At 35.5% G+C, this 16,612-nt stretch carries 18 protein-coding genes and 1 pseudogene; 13 read left to right on the forward strand and 6 right to left on the reverse strand.

Annotated elements, in window-relative coordinates:
- Nucleotides 1-14: 14 nt before the first annotated feature.
- The 10 genes and pseudogenes from KHA87_RS01540 to KHA87_RS01585 all read left to right on the forward strand — a co-directional run.
- Nucleotides 15-479: a hypothetical protein gene (locus KHA87_RS01540; RefSeq protein WP_213092355.1), complete on the forward strand. Its 465-nt coding sequence runs from the start codon at nt 15-17 to the stop codon at nt 477-479.
- Between the two features lie 186 nt (nt 480-665).
- Nucleotides 666-4,928: a phage tail tape measure protein gene (locus KHA87_RS01545; RefSeq protein ID WP_213092356.1), complete on the forward strand. Its 4,263-nt coding sequence runs from the start codon at nt 666-668 to the stop codon at nt 4,926-4,928.
- Between the two features lie 4 nt (nt 4,929-4,932).
- On the forward strand, nt 4,933-5,826 hold the full coding sequence (locus KHA87_RS01550) for a phage tail family protein (protein ID WP_213092357.1): 894 nt from the start codon (nt 4,933-4,935) through the stop codon (nt 5,824-5,826).
- Nucleotide 5,827: 1 nt separating this feature from the next.
- Nucleotides 5,828-6,940 carry a siphovirus ReqiPepy6 Gp37-like family protein gene (locus tag KHA87_RS01555; RefSeq protein WP_213092358.1) on the forward strand — a complete coding sequence of 371 codons (1,113 nt, stop codon included), beginning with the start codon at nt 5,828-5,830 and terminating at the stop codon, nt 6,938-6,940.
- Between the two features lie 4 nt (nt 6,941-6,944).
- Nucleotides 6,945-8,390 carry a hypothetical protein gene (locus KHA87_RS01560; RefSeq protein ID WP_213092359.1) on the forward strand — a complete coding sequence of 482 codons (1,446 nt, stop codon included), beginning with the start codon at nt 6,945-6,947 and terminating at the stop codon, nt 8,388-8,390.
- A 10-nt stretch (nt 8,391-8,400) separates the two neighbouring features.
- Nucleotides 8,401-8,688 carry a hypothetical protein gene (locus KHA87_RS01565; protein ID WP_213092360.1) on the forward strand — a complete coding sequence of 96 codons (288 nt, stop codon included), beginning with the start codon at nt 8,401-8,403 and terminating at the stop codon, nt 8,686-8,688.
- Nucleotides 8,688-8,834 carry a hypothetical protein gene (locus tag KHA87_RS01570; RefSeq protein WP_213092361.1) on the forward strand — a complete coding sequence of 49 codons (147 nt, stop codon included), beginning with the start codon at nt 8,688-8,690 and terminating at the stop codon, nt 8,832-8,834. The genes KHA87_RS01565 and KHA87_RS01570 overlap by 1 nt, the downstream gene beginning before the upstream one ends.
- 58 nt (nt 8,835-8,892) lie before the next feature.
- Nucleotides 8,893-9,102 carry a hypothetical protein gene (locus KHA87_RS01575; protein ID WP_213092362.1) on the forward strand — a complete coding sequence of 70 codons (210 nt, stop codon included), beginning with the start codon at nt 8,893-8,895 and terminating at the stop codon, nt 9,100-9,102.
- A gap of 66 nt (nt 9,103-9,168) precedes the next feature.
- Entirely contained in the window at nt 9,169-9,567 is a 399-nt protein-coding gene (locus KHA87_RS01580; RefSeq protein WP_213092363.1) for a phage holin family protein, read from the forward strand.
- A pseudogene (locus KHA87_RS01585) lies at nt 9,567-10,022 on the forward strand (glycoside hydrolase family 73 protein); the annotation flags it as partial. The gene KHA87_RS01580 and the pseudogene KHA87_RS01585, both read left to right, overlap by 1 nt.
- 236 nt (nt 10,023-10,258) lie before the next feature.
- Here KHA87_RS01585 and KHA87_RS01590 read toward each other — a convergent pair.
- Genes KHA87_RS01590 through KHA87_RS01605 form a run of 4 tightly spaced genes read right to left on the reverse strand, consistent with a single transcriptional unit; the run spans nt 10,259 to nt 11,503 of the window.
- Nucleotides 10,259-10,510: a hypothetical protein gene (locus KHA87_RS01590; protein ID WP_213092365.1), complete on the reverse strand. Its 252-nt coding sequence runs from the start codon at nt 10,508-10,510 to the stop codon at nt 10,259-10,261.
- Between the two features lie 44 nt (nt 10,511-10,554).
- The gene (locus KHA87_RS01595) at nt 10,555-10,707 is read right to left on the reverse strand and encodes a hypothetical protein (RefSeq protein WP_213092366.1); all 153 of its coding nucleotides are present in this window, start codon (nt 10,705-10,707) and stop codon (nt 10,555-10,557) included.
- 12 nt (nt 10,708-10,719) lie between these two features.
- Nucleotides 10,720-11,310, reverse strand: a complete 591-nt coding sequence (locus tag KHA87_RS01600) for a hypothetical protein (protein WP_213092367.1) — start codon at nt 11,308-11,310, stop codon at nt 10,720-10,722.
- Nucleotides 11,297-11,503 (reverse strand): helix-turn-helix transcriptional regulator, encoded by a 207-nt coding sequence (locus tag KHA87_RS01605; RefSeq protein ID WP_213092368.1) that lies wholly within the window; start codon nt 11,501-11,503, stop codon nt 11,297-11,299. Before KHA87_RS01605 ends, KHA87_RS01600 begins: the two co-directional genes overlap by 14 nt.
- A gap of 262 nt (nt 11,504-11,765) precedes the next feature.
- On the opposite strand from KHA87_RS01605, the gene KHA87_RS01610 reads away from it, so the two are divergent.
- The 3 genes from KHA87_RS01610 to KHA87_RS01620 are packed head-to-tail and all read left to right on the forward strand — an operon-like array spanning nt 11,766 to nt 14,095.
- A complete protein-coding gene (locus KHA87_RS01610; protein WP_249310278.1) occupies nt 11,766-13,130 on the forward strand; it encodes an FtsK/SpoIIIE domain-containing protein in 1,365 nt (454 codons plus the stop codon).
- Nucleotides 13,063-13,590: a replication-relaxation family protein gene (locus tag KHA87_RS01615; RefSeq protein WP_249310279.1), complete on the forward strand. Its 528-nt coding sequence runs from the start codon at nt 13,063-13,065 to the stop codon at nt 13,588-13,590. The genes KHA87_RS01610 and KHA87_RS01615 overlap by 68 nt, the downstream gene beginning before the upstream one ends.
- 13 nt (nt 13,591-13,603) lie before the next feature.
- A complete protein-coding gene (locus KHA87_RS01620) occupies nt 13,604-14,095 on the forward strand; it encodes a hypothetical protein (RefSeq protein ID WP_213092371.1) in 492 nt (163 codons plus the stop codon).
- Here KHA87_RS01620 and KHA87_RS01625 read toward each other — a convergent pair whose 3' ends face one another.
- Nucleotides 14,096-14,887, reverse strand: a complete 792-nt coding sequence (locus KHA87_RS01625) for a helix-turn-helix domain-containing protein (protein ID WP_213092372.1) — start codon at nt 14,885-14,887, stop codon at nt 14,096-14,098.
- Nucleotides 14,888-15,069: 182 nt separating this feature from the next.
- Nucleotides 15,070-16,374, reverse strand: coding sequence for a hypothetical protein (locus tag KHA87_RS01630; protein WP_213092373.1), 1,305 nt, complete (start codon nt 16,372-16,374; stop codon nt 15,070-15,072).
- Between the last annotated feature and the right edge of the window lie 238 nt (nt 16,375-16,612).

The following is a 16,612-nucleotide window of genomic DNA, read 5'->3' on the forward strand; positions in this document are numbered from 1 at the left end:
GGGAGGTTAGAAACGTGAAAAAAATACACTCTATTATTTTGAAAGAAATCGAATTTAAAGAAACGGATGATGGATTCGAGGAAGTTGTCAAAAACGAAAAGAAATATCCAGTCTATTTAACGAATCATGCATTAAGGCGAGGTCGTGATCAGGGCATTGTTGACTCAAGCCTGCTATCGGATTTATTGGAAATTGAGAAGGGCTTCAATGGTAAAAAGCAAGAGGATGCAGCTCGGGCCGTAATTAACGGTTTATCAGAAGAAAAGATGTTAAATGTGATTTATTTAGCCTTTTTAGGCGCTAATCCAAATAGCGAATATACATTTGATGATTTTTTACTGCGCTACCATGGCGACTATAGTGAGATCATGACTCTTTACATTAATATTGTTTCCTCATCAATTTCAAGCAACAACAACAGATTTGCTAAAGCACTTCAAGACTCTACAAAGGCGCCGTCCAGTAAAGAAAAAAAGTAAAGACTCCACAGCTCACATTTGAGTGTGTGGAAGATAAATACGTTTGGTTTGTAGTTGGTCAGGGAATGGATTCCGACTTTTTTTGGCACGAGCCAATAGCTAATGTGGAAAGAGTATTTGAAGGTGCTGTTTCCCTCAAAGGGTGGATGAACAATCCTAAAACTGTGTAGAAAAGAGGTGAAATAATTGGCTAAAAAAGACGAAGTACAAATAAAAGTTAGTGTCTTTAATCAAAACTTTAATAAATCCATGAAAAGCATGAAGGACGATACCAGCAAGCTAAACCGTGAGTTTAAGCTTCAAAGTGAACAAATGAAGCTTACTGCTACCGATTCCGAAAAACTTGCTGCTAAAGTGGATTTTTTAAGTAAAAAACACGAACTGGCTAAACAAAAAGTTGCGGAGACAGAAAAGCAGTATGAAGCTGTAAAATCTCAATTTGGTGAAAACTCAAAAGCAGCCGAAGATATGGCTAAAAAATTGACTAGTGCTCAAATTGAAGAACAGCAACTTTCTAATAGTGTTCAAGAGACAGTAACAAGTTTAAACCGAGCAGAAGAAGCAGAAAAGCAACGTACAAGTGAATCTGCAAAGGCAGCACAAAAGCTAGAAGAATTAAGCGGTAAGGAAGATCAGCTTAATAATTCTACAGAAAAGTTGAATGCAGAGTACGATCTTCAAGTGGCCAAGTTAGGCGATAGTGCATCCGAGGCAGATAAGCTTAAATTAAAAGTAGAAAATTTAAGTCAGCAGCATGAACTGGCTGGGGAAAAGGTTCAGAACCTAGAACAACAACTAGAACAAGCTAAAAAGCAATATGGTGAAAATTCTGCAGAGGTTCAGCAATTAGAAAAACGTTTGATCGAGGCAAAAACAGAAGAACAAGAACTTGCGAATCAAATCAATTCAACGAATAAGGAATTGAAAAATCAAACGGATGTTGCACGCAAAACAGGTGAAAAACTTCAAGAAATTGGGGATAAGACTAAGGATATAGGAAAGAAAATGACTGTTGGTGTCACAGCTCCTATTCTTGGTGTCGGTGCAGCTGCATTTGCCGCATCTAAAAGCTATAATGATGCTTTTAATACAGTTATTAAAAAGACTGGTGCCACAGGTAAGGCAGCAGATGATTTAGAAAAAAGTTTTAAGAATGTAGCCGTCAACGGTCCTGATTCTCTTGAGGACGTTGGCCAAGCTGTAGGTGAAGTTAATACTCAATTTGGATTTACTGGACCTCTACTTGAAAATATCTCAGATTTAATGCTTCAATTCGCCACTATTAATGGTCAAGATGTAACTTCCACATCCATAGCAGCTAAAAAAGCAATTGAAGCATATGGTTTAAGTAATAAGGACCTTGAATCCGTGCTCGATGCAGTAACTAAGACAGCACAAGATACAGGACAAGCTACAAGTGACTTATTTGATAAGGCAGTTAAAGGTGCTCCACAGATTAAGGCATTAGGATTAACATTTGCAGAAGGTACTGCATTAATTGGTAGATTTGAACAGTCCGGTGTAGATTCTGCGGCTGCTCTTTCATCAATGGCTAAGGCACAGGGTGTATTTGCAAAACAAGGTAAAACACTTCAACAAGGTTTAGGTGAAACTATTAGTAAGATAACAGGTGCTAAGTCAGAGACAGAGGCACTCACAATAGCATCTAGTATTTTCGGTGCCAAAGCAGCACCTCGAATGGTAGATGCCATTCAGCGCGGCACTTTTAGCCTAAAAGATTTAGAGAAAGCTAGTTCTGATGCAAAAGGAGCAGTTAGGCAAACATTTAATGATACTCTAAAGCCTACTGATCAAGCTGCACAAGCAATGAATAGTGTAAAAATAGCACTTGCAGAAATTGGTAACGCTATACAGGTAGCTTTACTCCCTTTTTTGCAAAAAGCTACTGTGGTATTAAAGGAAGTTGCTGAATGGTTTGGTAATTTAAGTCCACATATGAAGCAGGTTATTATTGTGGTTGCTGGTGTAGCAGCTGCCATAGGACCTTTGATAGTCATTATAGGAACGTTAATATCATCAATTAGTACCATTATCGGAGTCATTGCTCCAGTAATTGGTGCAATTGCAGAAGCAGGTGGAGTCATAGCATTATTAACCAATCCTATAACATTAGTTATTGCTGCTATTGCTGGATTAGTTGCTATTTTCGTAACTTTATATAAAAAGAATGAGGAATTCAGAAATGTTGTTCAGAAGATATGGGAGAGCATCAAAAATGCCTTTAAAGTAGCTCTTGATTTTATAATGAAAATTGTTAAATCAGTCATGACAGATGTTATGGCTTTTTTTGGTTCTATCTTGTCTAAAATAAAGGCATTTTGGAAAGAAAATGGCGATCAAATCAAATCGATTGTTAAAAGCTTTATGAATACAATCGGGACAATCATTAAAAGCGTTATGGGTATTATTAAAGGCATTTTTGAAGTAGTGTGGCCGATTATCTCAGGTGTTGTTAAGATTGCCTGGGGATTAATTAAAACGGTTGTTAAGACAGGTATTGATTTGGTACTTGGAATTATCCAGACAGTGCTAAAAATCCTCAAAGGCGATTGGAAAGGTGCTTGGGAAACGATTAAACAAACAGTCGTGAATATTTGGAACAACATCAAGGACTTTTTCAAGAATGTAAAGCTATTCCAAATCGGTAAAGACATCATTAATGGTCTGATTAAAGGTATTAGCTCCATGGCAAAAGCAGTGTGGGGTGCCATAAAATCTATTGCTGGCGGAGTTACCAAGACAATTAAAAATGTTCTTGGAATCCATTCTCCATCTCGAGTCACTACAGATCTCGGTGAACATACTGGACAGGGTTTTGCTAATGGTATTTCTAACAAGAAAAAAACAGTTGAAAAATCAGCTAAATCCTTAGCAACTACAGCCCAAAAAGCCTTTTCTAATGCTATGGATGGCGCGTCTTATAAATTCAAGATGGGGAAAATTGACTCAGCTCAATATATTTCAGAACTACGTAAAATTCGTTCTGAATATGCAATAGCTCCTGACCAGGTAAGAAAAGTTAACCTTCAAATAAAAACAGTTCAAGATAAACATGAGAAAGAACTTCAAGCAATTCAGAAAAAGACTTTTGATGCTGCATTGAAACAAATTAAGGATAAAGCTGCAGCCGGGAAAACATCTTATCAACAAGAATTAGCGGAATTGCAAGCGTTGGCTGGACTTTACAAAAAGAACTCCAAGGAACGCTTGCAAATCGAAAAAGAAATAAAAGCAACAAAAGATAAGCTGTTAAAAGAACAGTTTGATAAAGAGAAAGAAGTCATTAAAAACAAAAAAGACCTTAACCAATTGTCTCTTACGGATGAGCTTAAACTCTATGAGAAATATTTAATTGAATACAAGAAAGGCTCAGAGCAAAGAAATTATTGGGAACAACAGGTTTTTGATGTGAAAAAGCGTATTAACGATCAACTTATTTCTATTAACAATGAGTATGTGCAAAAAATCCAAGATGCGAATCAAAAACTTATTGATGGTGAAAAAGCGTTAAATGATGAATATCAAAAAGCATTGGATGATAGACGACAATCATTGTATTCTTTTGCAGGAATCTTTGATGAAATAAAAGATAAATCCGACGTTACCGGAGAGCAATTGCTTCAGAATCTCCAGGATCAAGTAACCACATTCGCGAATTGGGCTGCGAATATGAAGTCACTATCCGGCAAAGGAATATTAGATATAGGGTTGATTGATGAATTACAGACAATGGGTCCGAAAGCAGCAGCTGAGATTGCAGCACTAAGTAACTTAACGGATGAACAACTCGCGCAATATAACGAACTTTGGAAAGCTAAAAATGAATTGGCGCGTCAACAGGCTACAGAAGAACTAGAAGGAATGAAAGCTGATACGCAGAAAAAAATAGAAGATTTGCGAGCAGAAACAAAAAAACAACTGGATCAGTATCAAAAAGAATGGGATGCAAAAATAACAGAGATTTCGAAAGGTACTAAAAAAGAATTCAATGCAATGACCGCGTCTATGCCGGCAATCGGGAAAAATACAATCCAAGGACTTATGGACGGTATGTCATCTATGACAGGACCATTACTTGCTCAAGCTCAATCTATAGCTGATTCTATCTCTAGCACCATTAAAAAAGCATTAGATATTCATTCTCCATCAAGAGAAGCACAGTGGATTGGTGAAATGTTTGGTGCCGGATTGGTAAACGGATTAAAAAGTTCTATTAACTCAGTTAATGCTATGTCTGAGCAAATTGCGGCTGCTATAACTCCAAAAATGTTAAATGTAAATGTTGCAGCCACTTCCGTTGGTAATGGAGGAATTCCTAAATTAGAGCAAAATATCACGATTAATAGTCCAAGGGCATTATCTCCAGCTGAAACAGGTCGACAAAATAGATTAGCGTTACAACAATTCGGTTTTCAATTTAGGAGGTGAGCGAATGCGTACCAAGGAAATTGTTTGTACTAATCAAAATGGGGACAGTTTGCTCATTTCTCCTAACAGCATTTATAAAATTCAGGATGATATTGATACAACAGGAGTAAAAGCAAACACTACCTATGTTACAAATTATAGAATCCAAGGGGCAACTGCCGTATCGTCACGATTAGAACAACGGGATCTCTCCTTAACATTTTTCATCGATGTGGAAGGAATGGATGAGGATTGGATTCAAGAACGCAGGGATGAAGTATTTAGAGTTTTTAATCCGATTTACAACCCGATAAAGGTATTGATAAAAACTGTTAATCGGTCTTTTTTTATTGATGCCCATGTGGAATTAACACCATCTATTAATCCGGATCCATCTAGTATGAATGAATCTTGGCATGATGTGCTAGTACAATTAAGCGCTGGTAATCCATTCTTCTTAGATTCAGAGAAACGAAAAGTAGAAATTGCTACCTGGCTTCCGATGCTCGAATTTCCACTTGAAATTAGTTCAGATGGAAGCGAAATTGGACAGCGTTCCCCTTCATTGATTGTGAATGTTTTGAATGAGGGACAAGTAGAAACTGGAATGACGATTCAATTCAAAGCACTAGGTACCGTCATTAACCCATCGTTGTTCAACGTGAACACACGAGAATATTTCAAAATAAATAAAACCATGACAGCCGGTGAAGTCATTACGGTAAATACCTACCAAGGAAAGAAACGCTTGGAATCAAGGTTAAATGGAATCACAACCAATATCTTTAACTTTATGGATTATCGAAGCAAGTTTATGCAATTAGAAGTGGGAGATAATCTGTTTCGTTATGATGCTGACAGTAATGTGGAAAATTTAGAAGTGTCCATTTACTTCACTCCACAATATTTGGGGGTGTAGCATGAATATATTTGTTTTTAATAATAAGTTTGAAATGCAAGGAATTGTGGACACTTTTGGTTCTCTTATTTGGCATCGTGAATATTATAAGACTGGAACATTTGAACTTCATTTAGATGTTCCAAAAGAAAATAAAGATGCATTATCACTTATTTTTCTACTTCGCAAAGGCAATGTGCTAGCTAAAGAAAATAGTATGGAAGAAGCCGGATATATTGAGGATATCAAACTGGATGACGAAAATGCAGAGAAATTAGTTGTCACAGGCTATTTTATTCAAAATATTATCTCTCATAAAATTGTGTGGAGGCAGCAAAGTAGCACAGGAACAGTTGAAGAAGTAATGAAATATTTTATCGATAAAAACTGTATTAATCCAGTAGATCCAAACCGAATAACTCCTCATTTAGTTTTATCAAATAACAGAGGGATATCTAAATTGGCGAATGAAATAAGCACCAATGACAATCTTGGTGAACTTATAGAGAACTTAGCAGTTAAGTATGATGTTGGATGGCGAGTGATTTTTGATTTACTTAATAAAGAATATATTTTTGATATATTTGAAGGTATAGATCGTTCCATTAATCAGTCTGTGAATCCACAGGCTGTTTTTTCATTGGAATTTGAAAATGTTATAAAGCAAACCTATACAGATAGCGACAATAATCTTAAAAATGTGGCTCTAATATGGGGAGAAAATCAAAAAGAAGTTGTGGTTAATAATAATATTTCTGGATTTGAACGTAGAGAAATATTTGTTGATTCTCAGTCATTATCCAAAACTATTAAAAATGATGATGGTACGGAAAAGACTTTAACGGATACAGAGTACCAGGAACTTCTTGTAGAGCAAGGAAACAGTAAACTAGCTGAAACTCAAAGAATATTAACCTTTGAAGCCGATGTTTCGGTGACTTCCAATCTTAAATACAAAGAAGACTTTGATCTGGGTGATATTGTCACCATAAAAAATGAACGTTGGGGAGTGCTTTTAAATACACGAATCACCACGGTAGAGGAAGTTTACGAGAATGATACTCTTGATATACGTGTCAATTTCGGAAGTAATATTCCAACGTTAATCGATAAAATAAAACAAAGAACGAGGTGAGATAGTGGAATTTTACAGCTTTTTTAATAGTGTTGGTGGAGATAGGAAGTATAAAGCTGATGATTGGGCACGTTATTTTAGCAAATTTATCACAAACGGTGTATTTCCCAATATAGCATCTAATCTTCAAGTTATTGCTGACGGTACAAACATGACCATTAAATTAAAGCCAGGAGCTGCATGGATTAATGGTTATATGTACGAGAACACATCTGATTTAGTTTTACCTATAGATGTAGCTGACGGACTTCTAAACCGCATAGATCGAGTTGTAATCCAATTAAGTTATTCAGAACGGTTAATCCGTGCAGTAGTTAAAAAAGGGGCATTTTTGAGCTCTCCTGTGGCTCCTACGTTGCAAAGAGATGCAGATATGTTCGAGTTGGGAATTGCAGATATTTATGTTGGAAAAGGTATTACCTCTGTCACTCAATCTATCATTACTGATTTGCGATTAAACACTAGTCTCTGTGGGATGGTTGCCAGTCTAGCTCAACCTGATACAACTGCTATATTCAATCAATATAAAGATTGGTTCGACCGTATTTCCAAAATGCACGAAGATGAAGCGCAACTCTATTTTCTAGCATTTAAAAATAAATTGGATTTGGATGAACAAGAATTTAATTCATGGTTTGATTCCATAAAAGGAAAACTTGATGGGGATGTTGCTGCTAAATTAGCCGGTGATCTTGCTTCTCTAGAAAATGATGTTACGGCACATAAGGCAGATTATGTAAAGCATCCAGGAACAGGTACAACAACAAATATAAAAAACGTCTATTACGTTACATTAAATCCTGCACCACCTAACGGATACGAAGATAAACTTGGACTTGTAATTACTATTAATGCTAATTCCACAGGTCCTGCTACGTTAAATTTGAATGAGTTGGGAGCAAAACCAATCCTTAAATCCAATGGAAATCAAGTGAACAATTTAAAAGCCAATGGTGTTTATACAGTCCGTTATAATCCTTCTGCAGATGGAGGGACAGGGGCTTTTATCTTACAGGGTGAAGGGGCTTCTGGTAATGCCGTTGCGTCTGACCTTCTCTCTGGAAAAACGGCAAGTACAGACGCAGGTGATATTACAGGAACTATGCCTAATAATGGTGTATTTAATTTACCTATGGGTGCAATTGTTCCGGCAGGATATTATAGCGGAGGTACTGTTCCTAGTGGAAAGAAGTGGGCAAGCGGTACTGTAACACCTGCAACTACTGATATAACTGTTACAGGATTAACATTCAAACCATCTATTATTATTATTGCACATCCAGCAAATACTCCTTGGTCTACTTTGTACATTAGTGCTAATCCTACCATATTTTCTATTGGTAATACCACATATAACATCGATGGTACTACGTTTTATATTACTAACAGTGGCTTTAAATTAAGAACATATAACAATGGAATAGCATATACTTGGTATGCTTTTGAATAGGAGGTAAACAATGAAAACATTAGTGATACACGATAACACTGGATATGTACTTTCTACTATTAGTGGAGAGCCTTCACCAAGAGAGCCAATTGGAGTACCATTTTTGTGGGTTGATATTCCAGAAGGAAAGCGGATAAAAATAACTGATGGAATTGGAGTAGATGTATATGTTACTCCACATAAAGTGATTTTAGAGGACATTCCACCAACGGAAACAGAATTATTAGGTATCCGAGTGAAACAGCAAGAAGACGCCCTCTTTGAATTAGCTGAATTACTATCGGAGGTGATTGGTTAATGGCAGTATTATATGCAAATCGAATCATAGAACAGTCCGGACAAGAAGAAGCGTTCACTATCGACAATGTACCAAATTTGTGGAAAAGCAAGACTTTAACGGAACTAAGTAATCGAGGTTATGACGGAAACGGAAATCTGTTGTAAATGAACATCAGGAAGATTATGCGACACAAACACCACTGAAAAGTAGGTGTATTTTTTTATGGAAAAAGGTGGTCTAATATTGTCAGAAAACGAACGTATCTTTATTGATTCTTTAGTATCTGATTTAGAAGATGTTTTTTGGATTACAGACAAAATTGAAAATGAGATACAAAAACTTGAATGTAAAGAAAAATATCAGCGAATATTAAATGCAATTAAAATGTTAGAACAAGAACACGATACTTTATATAAGTTAATTAATCAATAATTTATCATAACAACAACAGTATGCCACGTTCCGAGCGTGGCTATTTTATTTAAGGAGTGATTATTTTTGGATAAAATCTTTAAAACTATTATTACTGTATTAGGAGCGCTAGTTGGCTATTTATGGGGGTGGTCGCCATTGTTACCAATTCTTTTAATCTTTGTTGTTCTGGACTATATAAGTGGTATCATGGCATCTGCCACAGAAGGTAAGTTATCAAGCAAAATAGGATTCAAGTCGATTCCAAAGAAAATCATGATATTTGTTATGGTGGCAATAGCTCACCTAATAGATGGTGCATTCGGTAATAATCATATGTTCAGAGATGCAGCCATCTTTTTTTATCTAGCTAACGAGTTACTATCCATCACTGAAAATGCAGGGCGGATTGGGTTGCCAGTTCCTGAACAATTATTAAAAGCAATTGATGTATTAAAAGGGAAGTCAAAAGGAGAGAATCAGTAATGACCTTTATTTCTGAAATTGCTCCACATGCCCAACGTATTCAAAAAGAATTTGGTATATTAGCTTCTTTGGTAATAGCCCAAGCATGTTTGGAGTCTAATTACGGTAAAAGTGGACTAGCTGTAAATGGGAAAAACCTATTTGGAATTAAAGGAGCGTATAATGGTCAATCGGTTACAATGAAAACAACGGAATATGTAAACGGTAAGCCTGTAAAAGTTAACGCATCCTTTAGGAAATATCCTTCTTGGTACGAATCGCTTTGCGATCTAGCTAATTTATATAAAAACGGCGTTTCTTGGGATAGAAATAAATATAAAAACGTCATCGGAGAAACCGATTATAAAAAGGCTGCTAAAAAAGTTCAATCCGATGGATATGCTACGGATCCAAAGTATGCAGATAAATTAATCGCTACTATCGAATCTAATAAATTAACTCAATATGATGCTGTGGCAAAACCTGCACAAAAGGAAACAGTAAAGTTTAAAGAAGGTCAAAAGGTAAAAATCAGGTCATCTGCTAAGTATTATGCCACTGGCCAGACGATACCGGAACGCGTCAAAAATAAGCAATACACTATTATGCAAATAAAAGGCGATAAGGCGCTAATTAAAGAAATCTATAGTTGGGTTAAACAAAGCGATCTTGCGTGAAATTATAAAGCCCTTCTCATTCGAGAGGGGCTTTTTTAAAATGGGAAATTATGATCAGTTTCTTTTCGTTTTTCAATTTCCTTCACCATATCCGTAATATCCTCTTTTTCACAAATTACTTTTTCTAATGTTACATTCAATGGTGAGTTTCTCTTGATTTTTTCCCAAAATTCATAAGCTACTTGTTCTTTCCTTCTTCCTCTTAGATTGAATTCCCCTTTTTGTAATACTCTACTGTTAACATCCACAACGATATAGTGGATTTGTATGATGACAAAAACATACATTCATTTCTTCCTCATTTCAAAATAAAACCGCCCTTTTGGACGGTTTATTTAAATAATTTTCTAAGCATTTTGCCTGTAGTTTTACCAGCTGCTCTTCTAACAATTCTTTTGCCGACTTTTCCTTTTTGAACTGCGTTAATATCTCCAAGTAGCTTTTCTGTAGACCTTAAAGTTTTCCTCATTTTATTTAAAGACATATTTCCACTTCCTTACTTTTTTAATAATGCTGGATGCATAAAATACGAATCTGCTATTTGTTTGTAGTTTTCATAATTGAAATTTTTCCAATCAATTTTATTATATGTATCTCTAGTTAGTGTGATATTTAGTACATTTTGATCAGATTCTTTTCCGTATGAATCTACAAGAGGCATTTGCCAGAACACTGTAACTTTCGATACATCTTTATTTTTATAAATACTTTGAAATACATCTCCACTTTTCGATAATAAAGATTGTCTTGTAAAATTATTTGTTAAGATACTATCACCTGAAAGTTTAATATTAACTAACTTGTCATTGGATTCACCTAATGCAACAAGCTCTACAATTCTCTTTTTCTTTGTATTTGATTTAGAGCCAAGTTTTTTATTAATATCATCTGCGATCTTTTCTTCCAGTGATTTTGGTGTTGTTGTCTTTTTTTCTTTTTGTTTATTAGTAGTACTTTGTTTAGTTTCTGCTTTAGTATTTCCATTATTGCTTTCCTGTACTGCTCCAATAGCACCTAATACAACAATCACGGCGATTAACCAAAACCACCAAAGTTTGTAAAATGGTTTTTTCTTATTCTCGTTCATCTTTCATTTCCCCCAATTCATCCACACTAATTCCTAATATACGAGCCAATATAAAAGATTGTTTCAAATCTGGTTGAGTTATATTTCTGACCCAACTAGAAAAGGTTGCAGCTGATACTCCGCATTCTTTGGCTAAATATTTATGCTTAAATCCTTTTACATTTGCCCAATAAGCTATTTTATTCTGAAACATATGTATTCACCTACTCCATTATTACCAATTCTACATTACTGAACATAATCCATCTTTAAAAAAATTACATTAAAAAATAAAAAAATCTTTATGGACAACTTCTAATTTTTCATTCCAGTTCGTATGCTTTATCAAATACCAAACTGGAATCGAGAAAAGAATATTCTTAATCCTATTATTCTAATGGTTCTATCTAGTCCAGGAATATTCCTTTTCACAGAAACTATTTACTTCGTAAATAACAAGGGAGGTGGGAAAATTGATGTTTACTTTAATCAGCACAGTAGCTATCGGTGGCTTGGCTGGATATGGTTATTTACAATCAAACGCATCACCTAAAAATGAATCGAAAAAAATTCTTAAAATCCTTAATAATTCAGGTATGAAAATAAAAGATAGTACTACTAAGAAAACAGAGACAGTTCGAATTTTAAAAAGACGGACAATAGAAGGAGGTACAGAGTATGTATTTCAAATTCCATTAGGTTTAGGACAGAAAGATGTGCTGGAGAGAAAACATTTATTAGAGGATGGACTGAATACACAGAGTAGAGCAACAGAATTAAGTTCCAGAGATATTTTAGGAATCAAATGGGATAAAAATGCATGGAAGCAGATAAAGGAATTATTCAAGAAAAAAACGCCAAATAAGAAGGAGATTGAAATTGATTTTGACGGCACATTAAAAATCAGAGTGTATGATGAACCATTGACCGAAAAGTTAATATGGGATAAATCAATGTTGAGCCCAGGAACATGGAAAATTTGTTTAGGTGGAGATCGGCAAGGGAGAATTTATCATGATTTTGATGAAAGAAAACATTTAATCATTGCCGGAGTCCCGGGGTCAGGAAAAAGTGTAATTATGAAATTAATCATCACTTGCTTAATGCTTCAAAATCCTAATGATGTCTCTTTTTCATTGATTGACTTAAAGGGAGGTCCTGCTTTTTCTAGATTCAAAGATTGCAAGCAAGTAAAAAAAGGACATTTAGGGATTAACATGGAGGAGTCATTGAGAATTTTAAAGGAAGTTCAAGATGATATGGAAAATGTATATCAAAACATTTTAGTGCCTAAAGGATTTGAAGATGTAACAGAAGCAGGAATTAAGAGAAGGCATTTTATTGTGATTGATGAAGCAGCTGACATTGTAGATTATCCAGAGGTAGTAGATATATTAACTGATATTGTTCGAAAGGGGAGAGGTAGTGGACATTATGTCATCTATAGCACACAATATCCTTCTGCCCAGGCAGTACCGATGCAAATTAAAAGAAATATTCCATCTCGATTATCTTATGTTCTAGATAGTGGAACAGCATCCACAACTGTTTTAGACCAAACTGGAGCTGAAAATTTACCTGAAATACCTGGTAGGGGAATTTACAAAGGGAGCGTAAATCAAAAAATATTTCAAACCGCATTCATGGATAACGAAGAAATAAAAAAACAGATAGCTCCATTTATAATCATTCGACCAAGAGAGGATGATCATCTTGATAAAAACAGCAAAGAAACAACAGAGAATAGAGGATATACTCTTATCATTGAAGAGAATGGATTATCTAACACGAGCTCAAATTCAAGCTATCCACAACTTAAAAGGAGATCGAAACGCAAATAGAATTTTGGCTGATATGCAAGAATATCTTTGTAGTTTCCGGCACGAAGTTCAAAAGGTCTATTATCTGAGCAAATCTGGTAGAGAAAGAGTTAAATGTGATGTTGTTAGAGCGAAAACAGGTAATATTCAACACTTTCTTTTAAGAAATCAACTATGGATTTACTTGAGGACACCTCGTGATTGGAAAAATGAAATAAAAGTACAAGTAAAGGATATTTCGCTAGTTGCTGACGCAATGTTTTATGTCACTAAGGAAATCATGGCTTTTGTGGAAGTTGATGTTAGCCAGCCTATGAAAACAAATAGGATTAAAATGGAGAAATATCGCAAAATTAAAGAAATGACTGGTAACGAATTTCATGTTGTATGGGTCACTGAATTAGAAAGTCGTCGGATTAAGTTAAAAGAATTAATGAAAGACTTTCCGGGTAGAGTGTACACATTAAATGAAATTAAATAATGGAGTGATCACCATGAATAAACATATGAAATCTATTAAGTTTAATGACTTTATGAATGGCTCTTATAAGATTAAAGAATCTGCACGTAAGAAAAAAGTAATTAAAAACACTATAAGTGTTGCCAGTTCTATAACTATTCCTTTGCTCCTTACAGGCGGTGTAAGTGCTATTGGATTAACCGCTGTAGGTGTAAGAGCTTTTGCATCTACAACTAATGTTGCCGTACCTGTAACAGCTCAAGTAGTTCCAGTTGGAGCAAAAGAATGGATGGGCGAACAGACACTATCAGCATTAGCTCATGTCCTAGATCCTCTTGTTGATATCATGGTTGCTCTAAGTTTTCCAATTGCATCAGTAATTATAGTTGGATCTTGTTTCTTCTTCATGTTTAATAAATCAGAAAAAGCCTGGGAAATGATAATGAAAGCTGGCTTAGGTTATGTATTAATCCAGGTATCTCCTTTGATTCTCAATGTGTTAAAACAAGTAGGAAATGCAGTTTAATTAGCCCATAAAATCATGATCAAAGAAAAGCTTGTCCATTAGATTATTCACAATCCCATTAAAATACCCGTAAACATTCTTTACTTTCTTTCCTGCCTTAATCTTCATAACAAATTCTTTAAATGCTCTTTCTCCAATAGTAATTAATTGGTTATCCGTAAATGCTCTGCAGCCATCCACATGATTGATTATAGTATTGTTCTGTTTAACCACTTTCCAAAACTCTTGAATGGTTTCAGCTTTATCGTAATAGTAATTTACTAGTTTACTAAATTGTTCTGGAACCCAATGAGCAATAAAATTGGAATGTGAAAATGACACGCTCTTACGTTTATTAATAATATTTTGTTTTAAAGAAACAGAAGTTGTTTTAATGGTAGGACACTTCCTATACTTTTTAGGAGGTGTCTTGTCGGTCACATCATTTTTAGTTTGGATTATCTGGACAGCATTAGCAGTTTGAAGCATATCTTTTTTACGTTTCATTGGTACCTGACGGATCATTCCTAGCTCCTCTAATTTTTTCATTAAACGTTGCACTGTTTTATAGGAAAAATCTAGCTTTTCAGCAATTGTGTTTTTAGACATATAGCTGACACCTATTTGTTTACAACTATGGCGCTTTAAAAGTTCAAGTAATGCAATTAGTCTAGCTTGTACATCAGAACGAGAAATAGACGATTTAATATGATCCCTGTATACACGAACCGTTTTATTCATTTCTTCAATATCAGTAAACGTTGCAAGGTTGTGGAAGGAATCTACACTTGCAATTACGTTTATTTTTTTCATAATTTATGTCTCCTTTTGGAAACAAAAAAGCAACGGCCTGTTTTATGCAAACCGTTGCGAAGAAACACCATAGTGTAATAAACTACATCTAAGGGTACAGCAAGTGTTTGCCTGGGCATTCAGGCAGGCGGTATAAGAGTGTTGGTAGCACCACTTATACACGCTGTGCTCTTTTGTTTTTTCTAATTGGTAGACACGTAAGAATTGTTTTCTGTTGGCGAAGGAGTACCACCGCCAACCCAAATTGCGGTTATTTGCCCGAGAGCAGCTAAGGTTGCCACACCAGAACCAATTGCATGACCGAATAAAGCAGCGATAGATCCATTTAGGGATAATCCGGAAAATCCAGAACCGTCCAAACCGGTTATGACACCACCAATTGTAGAAGTAATAGCACCAATCTCTTTCGATAAAGGAACGACATTTGCTAAAGCACCTCCCAAATCATTCACAATACCCTGTGAGGTTTTTGGCAAGTAATCTCCGATAATCGATTGAAATCCTGCATCCCCTAAATAGAAGAATGCAGCAATTGGAATAACCGGCCCGAATACTTTAAATCCAAATTGTAAGCCTTCAATAATATATTTAGTTGTTTTTTCTAATGCCTTCTTTTTGTGGCCAGCTGCGGTAATGAGAAGGAGAATAAGAATAGAGGTTCCTCCTACTAAGGCAGTAGCGTCACCACCTTGAAGATTAAATACAACCATAGCTGCAATATCAAGTGCAAATAGTATTGGTATTAATATCGCAAAGAAACGTCTATAGGAAACGGATAATAAATGTGGATTATACAATTCATTTTTCTTGCTAGACTCTACTGTTTTCCCAGATGGGAGTGTTCCTTTTTTCATATCTCGTTTCAAAAGGAAAAAAGCAGTACTTGTTGTTACGGCTCCCATAATAATGACTAATGGGATACTGGCATGAATAACGTCTGAAAGCGGTATGCCTGCACCATCTGCAACTAGCTTTGGAGCCCCTTGGATAATATAATCGCCAGAAAGGGCTATTCCATGTCCGAATAAATTCATGGAAACGGCGACACCAAGTGCCGGCAAGCCAGCTCTGAGAGCTACCGGTAAGAGAACAGCACCTACTAATGCGACAGCAGGGGATGGCCAGAAAAACAAGGAAATCACTAGCATGACGATCCCGATAATCCAATAGGCAAGGGTTGGAGATTTAATTAATTTCGTAAAGGGATATATCATAACATCATTTATCCCTGTTTCCATAAGGCTCTTACTCATGGAGACGATAATAGAAATAACAAGGATAATGGAGAGCAATTCGGTGATCGCATAAATGAAGCTAGTAAAAATACTGCTTATGGAAGCAGTAAGCGAACCTGTTGCTGCTAATGCAATGAGGAAAATACCGGTAATACAAATAATCGTTGTGTCGCGCTTAAAAACCATAAACAAAATAATAAGCACGATAAAGGCCAAGTAAATCCAGTGCACGGACGTTAAATCAAAATGCATATGTGACGCCTCCTTAATGGATAACTTGCAAAGATGGGCGATAGCCCTATTACTTATTAACAAGATATGATGAATAGCACATTAGGTGCAGAGGCAAAAAGAGAATATTTAATTCCAATTACTGGATTAATTCTGTGCAGTTTGTTAAATATCCGACCAGAGACGGAGTAAAAATATATCGAATGGACCTTAATAGGTATTTATAAAGAGATTATAATTTTATAAAGAGAAATAAAGG

The sequence above is a fragment of the Bacillus sp. FJAT-49736 genome, assembly GCF_018343615.1.
Taxonomy (GTDB): domain Bacteria; phylum Bacillota; class Bacilli; order Bacillales; family Bacillaceae_C; genus Margalitia.